Source organism: Vreelandella glaciei (assembly GCF_013415125.1).
Classification (GTDB): Bacteria; Pseudomonadota; Gammaproteobacteria; order Pseudomonadales; family Halomonadaceae; genus Vreelandella; species Vreelandella glaciei.
Genome location: NZ_JACCDE010000025.1, coordinates 77,983 through 85,545 on the forward strand (window position 1 = coordinate 77,983; position 7,563 = coordinate 85,545).

Consider the following 7,563-nt stretch of genomic DNA (forward strand, 5'->3'; position numbering starts at 1 on the left):
AAAGATGTCACATACAGAGCTTGCTAAACAGCCGCGCCGTTCGCTACCCATTGGCCAAGTTGTCGCCGGCGCGGTAAAAGGGCTTGCGCCCCATCTACTGGCGCGCAATCCAGTTATGGCGGTGGTCGCCATTGGTACGGTGGTGTGTTTCGGGCTAACGCCGATTGCTTTCGCCCAGGGCGAAAACGGCGGCTTTGCGCTCACCATTGCGCTACTGCTGCTTGCCACCGTGCTGTTTGCCACCGGTGCGGAGTCACTGGCAGAGTCCCGGGGTAAGGCCCATGCTGGCGCGCTGCGCAAAACCAAAGGGGAACTCAAGGCGGCTAAGCTAAACGCTGACGGCACCACCAGCGCCGTAACCGCCGACTCACTGCGTAAAGGCGATCGAGTGAAAGTGGTGGCGGGTGAGCTGATTCCGGCAGATGGCGATATCGTCGAGGGGGCGGCGTCTATCAACGAGTCGGCGGTAACCGGTGAGTCCGCGCCGGTGCTGCGTGAAGCGGGCACCGATAACAGCGGCGTCAGCGCAGGCACCAAAGTGCTCTCGGATCAGCTGATTATTGAAGTCAGCGCCAACCCCGGTGAATCCCTGCTGGATCGTATGATTGCCTTGGTAGAGGGTGCTAGCCGTCAGAAAACTCCTTCCGAGCTGGCGCTTTCGGTGCTGCTGGCGATGCTGACCCTGGTGTTCCTGATCGTGGTGGTCACGCTGGTGCCCATGGCCGCTTTTGTTGGGGTAGAAACCTCGACGGTCATGCTGGTAGCGCTACTGGTGTGCTTGATTCCCACTACCATTGGCGGTCTTTTGCCTGCCATCGGCATTGCCGGTATGGAGCGCGCCATGCGTGCCAATCTGGTTGCCAAGTCAGGCAAGGCAGTAGAGATCGCCGGTAGCATCGACACGCTGTTACTGGATAAAACCGGCACCATTACCCTGGGCGACCGCCGCGCGACGGAGTTCGCCCCCTGCCAGCAGGTGCCGCGTCAACGGGTACGCGATGTAGCGTTTTTAACCTCTCTGGAAGACCCTACGCCTGAAGGCCGCTCGATTGTGACGCTGGCCACCGAGCAGGGTGTGGATGTGCAGCTTAGTGAAGAAGCTGATGGCGCAACCTTTGAAGCCTTCAGTGCTGAAACCCGGCTTTCAGGGGTGGATCTAACCAGCGGTAAAAAGCTACGGAAAGGTGCCCCCAATGCCATCGCCGAGTGGGTAAAGGCGAAGGGCGGCGATATCCCCAGCGACTACAACCAGGTCATTGAGCGTATATCCCGAGATGGTGCCACCCCTATTGCAGTAGCGGAAAACCAGCAGATTCTGGGTGTGGTAGCGCTGTCTGATGTGATCAAAAGCGGCATCGCGGAGAAGTTTGCCGAGCTACGTGCCATGGGCATCAAAACCGTGATGATTACCGGTGACAACCCGATTACCGCCTCGGCCATAGCCGCCACGGCAGGGGTCGATGACTACATCGCCGAAGCCACACCTGAGCGTAAGCTGGCGCTGATTCGCGAAGAGCAGGCCAGTGGCCGACTGGTGGCCATGGTGGGTGACGGTACCAATGACGCTCCGGCGTTGGCCCAGGCCGATCTTGGTCTGGCCATGAATTCCGGCACCCAAGCCGCCCGCGAAGCGGCCAATATGGTCGATCTGGACTCCGACCCAGGCAAGCTCATCAGCGCGGTGGAAATTGGTAAGCAACTGCTGGTGACCCGAGGCGCACTGACCACGTTCTCTTTGGCGAACGATGTCGCTAAGTACTTCGTGATTCTACCGGCACTCTTTGCGGCAAGTTTCCCGGCGCTGGGCGTGCTGGATGTAATGAACCTGCATTCACCCACCACGGCGGTGCTGGCAGCCGTGCTGTTCAATGCGTTGATTATTCCCGCACTGATTCCCTTTGCGCTACGTGGCGTGTCCGTAAAAGCCGCATCGGCGACGGTACTATTGCGCCGCAACCTGCTGATCTACGGTCTTGGTGGGCTGCTGCTACCGTTCCCTGCCATCAAGCTGCTCGACATGCTGATTGCGCTGTTTATCTAGGAGAAGCGTCATGAATATAGGTATTAAAGAACCCGCGGCGATTAATGACGAAGAGCAGCAGGCACCAACGTTTGAGGCAAAAGCCACTTGGGGCAGTGCGTTGCGCTTTATGGTGGTGATGGCCGTTCTGCTTGGGCTGGTGTACCCCTTAGCGACGACAGCGGTCGGTGGCTGGTTGTTTCCTGAGCAGTCGCAAGGCAGCTTGGTTCGTGACGCCGAGGGTCGGGTGGTAGGGTCAAGCCTGGTGTCACAAACCTTTGTCAGCGATGAATACTTTATTGGTCGCCCGTCAGCGGCGGGTAACGATGCGGGCGGGGTTTCAGGGTCTAACCTGGCGCCTAGCAATGAAGCGCTTCGTGAACGTGCCCAGGCCGATGCCCAGGCGATTGCCCAGCGGGAAGGCGTCAGCGTCGATCAAATCCCGGTTGATCTGATCACCGCGTCGGGCTCCGGGGTTGACCCGCATATCTCGTTACCAGCCGCTGAATTACAGGTCGCAAGGGTAGCGCAGGCGCGTGAAATCGACGAAGCTAGCGTCACTGAGCTGATCGACCAAGCGCTTGAAAACACGGGCTGGCTGGGGTCGCCAGTGGTCAACGTATTGCGGTTGAATGTGAGTTTGGATGAGCGTTTTCCCGTCGCCACCACCACGTTGTCTGCACCCCTGTGGAGTAGCTAAATGTATTCAGCGGATCAGCGACCCGATCCCAATGCATTGCTAAAAGCCGCGCGCCGAGAGGCGCGCGGCTGTTTGCGTGTATTTTTGGGAGCCGCCCCCGGCGTAGGCAAAACTTACACCATGCTACGCACTGCCCGGGAGCGGGCAGAAGAGGGTGACGATATCGTGATTGGCGTGGTTGAGTCCCACGGGCGCGCCGATACCGAAGCTCTCTGCGAGGGGATTTCGCGTATTCCGCTGGCGCCTTTACAGCACCATGGCCGAACGTTTTACGAATTCGATATCGATGCGGCCCTAGAGCGGAAACCCACCATTCTGCTGGTAGATGAGTTGGCCCATCGCAATATCCCCGGCAGCCGACATCCACGGCGTTATCAAGATATCGAAGAGTTGCTGGATGCGGGGATCGATGTCTGGACAACGGTGAACGTCCAGCATTTGGAAAGCCTTAACGACGATGTGGCCCGGATTACCGGCATACGCATGCGCGAAACCGTTCCCGATACGTTGTTGGAGCGCGCCCGGGATGTGTCGCTGGTGGATTTAACCCCGGAGGAACTGCTTGAGCGTTTAAGGCGCGGCAAGGTGTATATCCCCGAGCAGGCACGCGCCGCCATGGAGGGCTACTTTAATGAGTCGAACCTCAATGCGTTGCGCGAGCTGGCGATTCAAACCATGGCCGAGCGGGTGGATGCCGATGTAAAAGTGGCCATGGATGCCAGCGGCAGAGCAGGCCCTTGGCCGGTAAGGCCGCACCTGCTGGTGGTCGTCAACGGTAGTGAAGACGATGTATCCCTCGTGCGCGCAGCCCACCGAATGGCAGAGAGGCGCCTGGCCGTATGGCGAGCGGTCTATGTTGATAAGGGTGTCGACTCGCCCGAGCAGCAGCTAGCGGTTGAGAAGATATTTAGCCTGGTGACCCGGCTGGGAGGCGACCCACTTCGCTTGCAAGGACATAGCCAGCTAGACGAAGTGATCAACTACGCCCGCTCGATTAATGCCACCACAATTATGGTGGGCCGCGACGGCAAGCGCCGCTGGTGGCCGTGGTCGCGGCCGCTTGCCCAACGTTTGATCGCGCATACCGATGTCTTTGATATCGTGGTAGTGGCTCAGGGGAGCGTGAAGCAAGGTATGCGTAAGCAGCAGCCTGGCTGGAGAGTGCGTCCACCCCAGCTACTCGCCACCAGCTTGGCGGTGATGGCCTCATTGGGAATCGCCCACCTGCTAGAACCTTGGCTGGAGCTTGCCAATCTGTCGCTGGTGTTTTTAGCCGCCGTGCTGTTCAGCGCTATCTGGGCGGGCACCGCTATGGCCATGTTCAGTGCCGTGGTGGGCTTTTTGGTGTTTAACTTCTTCTTTACCGAGCCGCGTTTGACCTTTGCCATGGTGGAACGGGGGCAACTGTTGACGGTGGTGTTCTTCTTTTTGGTAGCGCTAGTGGTGGGGCAACTGGCGGGTCGTGGACGCCAGCGCTTAGTCGCACTGCGGGCCAGCCGCGACCAGACTCAGCTTCTGCTGCGCTACGCCGAGCAGCTTTCTACCGCCACCGACAGTGCCAGCGCCGCCAAAGTGGGTGTCGATACGCTGGTGCAGTGTTTTGAAGTCCCCGTTATCTTTATTGAAACGGCGGAAAGCGCTAGTGAGGTGCAAGTGGTCTACGCGCTACCGGATGCCGAGCGTTTGGACATGACCGCCAAGCAGGCAGCGGTATGGAGTTGGCAGCACCAAAAACCGAGCGGTCAGGGCACACAAACATTGAGCCAGCAGGCGTGGCGCTTACTTCCGCTCGCGGTGCAGGGAGAGCAAGTAGGGATGCTGGCGCTCAAACTGTCGGCCAGTCCAAAGGCACTCAACCATGAGCGTGAGTCGCTAATTGACACTCTGGTGCGCCAACTCAGTATGGCCCTGGAGCGCACACGATTAGTGGCCGAATTGAATACCACACGTGTGTCCGAAGAGAACGAGCGCTTACGCTCCGCGTTACTCTCGTCGGTCTCTCATGACCTGCGCACGCCGCTGTCATCTATCATTGGCGCCACCAGCTCACTGATTGAGCTAAAACCCCAGCTCAGTGAAGACGATCAGCGCGAGCTGCTAGACGGCATATTATCCGAGAGCGAGCGGCTCAACCGCTATATTCAAAACCTGCTCGATATGACGCGGCTGGGGCACGGCACGCTGAAAATAGAGCGTGACTGGGTGTCGTTTGACGACGTCATCAACTCAGCGCTAAAGCGACTGGGGCAATCGCTGAAACACGTCGTGGTACGGAAACAGTGGCCTACTACGTTGCCGCTGTTGTACGTTCATCCCGCGCTGGTGGAGCAGGCGCTGGTTAACGTGCTGGATAACGCCCAGCGCTTCTCGCCACCCGGTGGCGAGCTACTGATTAAGGCCCACCTGAATGAAGGTGATCCAGCCACATTGGTAATCACCATTGAAGACCAAGGCCCAGGGATTTCCCCCGAGCTGCGCGAGCAGGTATTTGATATGTTTTACAGCGGCGGCGACGGTGATCGCAGCGCCCATGGCAGTGGCCTCGGTTTGGCCATTTGTCGTGGCATGATTGGTGCCCACGGCGGCACGATCAACGCTGACACAGGCGAAAATGGCCGAGGCACCGCTATTGTCATTACGCTGCCACTGTTAGGTGCAGATATGAGGAAGATGGATGAAGAATGAGGGTAACGGGCGCATTCTGATTGTTGACGACGAACAGCAAATTCGGCGTTTTCTGCGTATCAGCCTAGCCTCCCAAGGCTACGGTGTGCTGGAGGCAGAGAACGGTGAGCAGGCCTTGGCAGCGGTATATACCCAATCGCCCGACGTGGTGCTGCTTGATTTGGGCCTACCCGATATGGATGGCCACGAGGTGCTGCAGGGGATCCGTGAGCAAAGCGCTGTGCCGGTAATTGTAGTATCCGTGCGGGATCGGGAGGAGGAGCAAGTCTTATCGCTGGATAACGGCGCCAATGATTACGTTACCAAACCCTTCGGCATCCAAGAGCTGCTTGCCCGCATCAGGGCCGTCCAGCGTCAGTCGCAGCAAGCCAGGGGAGAGGTGGCCGCTAGCTACTATGTTAGCCAGGGGCTGGTGATCGATCTTGAGTTAAGGCAGGTTTTTCTGCACCAGGAACGTGTACATTTGACCCGCAAAGAGTTCGCCGTGCTGGCCCGTCTTTGCCGCTATGCCGGGCGCGTCGTTACTCAGACCCAGTTGCTCAAAGAAGTATGGGGGCCGACCCATGTAGACGACACCCATTACCTGCGTATTGTGGTCAGCCGCCTGCGCCAAAAGCTCGGCGATGACCCCCAAACACCAGTGCTACTTCAAACAGAAGCCGGGGTCGGCTATCGGCTGTTGGTAGAGCCAGCGCAGCGACCTGCAACGTCCTAGGTACCTGAAAAAAACAATAGTGATCTGAAGGCATGGTACCTGAAAAAAACAATAGTGATCTGAAGGCATTAGCGGCGCCAAAACATCGGCGTCATCAGTACCACCACCGTCAAAATTTCCAGGCGGCCCATCAACATACCGATACACAGCAGCCATTTCGCCGCTTCCGGTAGCGACGTAAAGTTTCCTGCCGGGCCAATAATATCGCCCAGGCCGGGGCCGACGTTGGCCACCGCAGTGGCTGCACCAGAAATAGCGGTAACTAAATCCAGCCCAAGTGCTGAAAGGCCAAGGGCCAGTGCCGCAATAGTAATAAAGAAGAAGAACGAGAAGGCCACCACGCTTCTGGAAATATCGCTGGTGACCGGCTGTTGGTTGTAGCGAGTAGTAAACACGCCGTTGGCATGAATGAGATAACGCAGTTGGTTGAGCAGCATCAGCATGGCAATTTGAAAGCGGAAGATCTTCATGCCACCACTGGTAGAGCCACTACAGCCGCCCACAAAAGTGAGGTAGAAAAAAGCAGTCACCGGTAACGCGCCCCATAGGGTGTAATCGTCGGAGGCGTAGCCAGTGGTGGTGACCACTGAAATCACGTTAAAAGTGACGTGGGTAAGGGAAACAAACCAATCATCGCCTTGCAGCACCCGCCACCCGCTAAGCACCACTATCGCGGCCAGTAGCAGCTTTAGAAGTCCGAGGACTTGCTGATCTTTCCACAGTGCGTTGCGCGATGTACGAATAAAACGGATATATAAAACAAACGGCAGCGCCCCGCTTAGCATAAAAAAGCTGCCCATCCACAGCAGCCAAGGCTGCTCGGCGTATGCACCAAAGGAGGCGTCTGAGTTGGCAAAACCACCGGTAGCCAGGGACGTCATGCCGTGCACAACGGCGTCAAGCGGCAGCATTCCCCCCGCCCAATAACTCACCATGGCCGCAAACGTTAGGGCTACATAAATACTGAGCGTCGCTTTAGCAATGCCGCCTGTGCGGGGCATAACTTTATCCGACCAGTCGGAAGATTCGGTATGAAATAACCGCATACCGCCCACTTTCAGAAACGGCAGAATGGCAATACCCATGACGATGATGCCAATGCCGCCCATCCACTGCATTAAGCCGCGCCATAGCTTCAATCCGTCGGATAAATGCTCAATCCCCACCATCACCGTCGAACCGGTAGTGGTAATGGCGGAGACGGATTCAAATACGGCATTGGTCACACTGAGCTGCGGTGCGCCTAAAATCAGCGGTAGGCTCGCAAAGCCTGTGATGCTTGCCCAACTGGCTGCTGTGAGCACAAACATTTGCCAGGGCTTTAATCCTGAATTCAACTAATAAGTGCAGCACCTGCGGTTTCTAGCGCTCCTGAGTATTCACCTAAGAACACCTGGGCTGGGGTTCGGTATCCCAGCCGCTTTCTTGGTCTATCGTTTAGCT

4 protein-coding genes and 2 pseudogenes are annotated in these 7,563 nt (G+C 57.5%); 4 read left to right on the forward strand and 2 right to left on the reverse strand.

Annotation, left to right across the window (positions count from 1 at the left end):
* Positions 1 to 4 precede the first annotated feature (4 nt).
* Genes kdpB through HZS80_RS16400 form a run of 4 tightly spaced genes read left to right on the forward strand, consistent with a single transcriptional unit; the run spans position 5 to position 6,120 of the window.
* The gene (kdpB, locus tag HZS80_RS16385) at positions 5 to 2,041 is read left to right on the forward strand and encodes a potassium-transporting ATPase subunit KdpB (protein WP_179916672.1); all 2,037 of its coding nucleotides are present in this window, start codon (positions 5 to 7) and stop codon (positions 2,039 to 2,041) included.
* Between the two features lie 10 nt (positions 2,042 to 2,051).
* A complete protein-coding gene (gene kdpC, locus HZS80_RS16390) occupies positions 2,052 to 2,720 on the forward strand; it encodes a potassium-transporting ATPase subunit KdpC (RefSeq protein WP_218927744.1) in 669 nt (222 codons plus the stop codon).
* Positions 2,721 to 5,405 (forward strand): sensor histidine kinase, encoded by a 2,685-nt coding sequence (locus HZS80_RS16395; protein WP_179916673.1) that lies wholly within the window; start codon positions 2,721 to 2,723, stop codon positions 5,403 to 5,405.
* Positions 5,395 to 6,120 carry a response regulator gene (locus HZS80_RS16400; RefSeq protein ID WP_179916674.1) on the forward strand — a complete coding sequence of 242 codons (726 nt, stop codon included), beginning with the start codon at positions 5,395 to 5,397 and terminating at the stop codon, positions 6,118 to 6,120. The genes HZS80_RS16395 and HZS80_RS16400 overlap by 11 nt, the downstream gene beginning before the upstream one ends.
* A 68-nt stretch (positions 6,121 to 6,188) precedes the next feature.
* Here the strand turns inward: HZS80_RS16400 and HZS80_RS16405 are convergent.
* Positions 6,189 to 7,445, reverse strand: a pseudogene (locus tag HZS80_RS16405) (TrkH family potassium uptake protein); the annotation flags it as partial.
* Between the two features lie 8 nt (positions 7,446 to 7,453).
* Positions 7,454 to 7,563: pseudogene (locus tag HZS80_RS23590) on the reverse strand (IS30 family transposase); the annotation flags it as partial.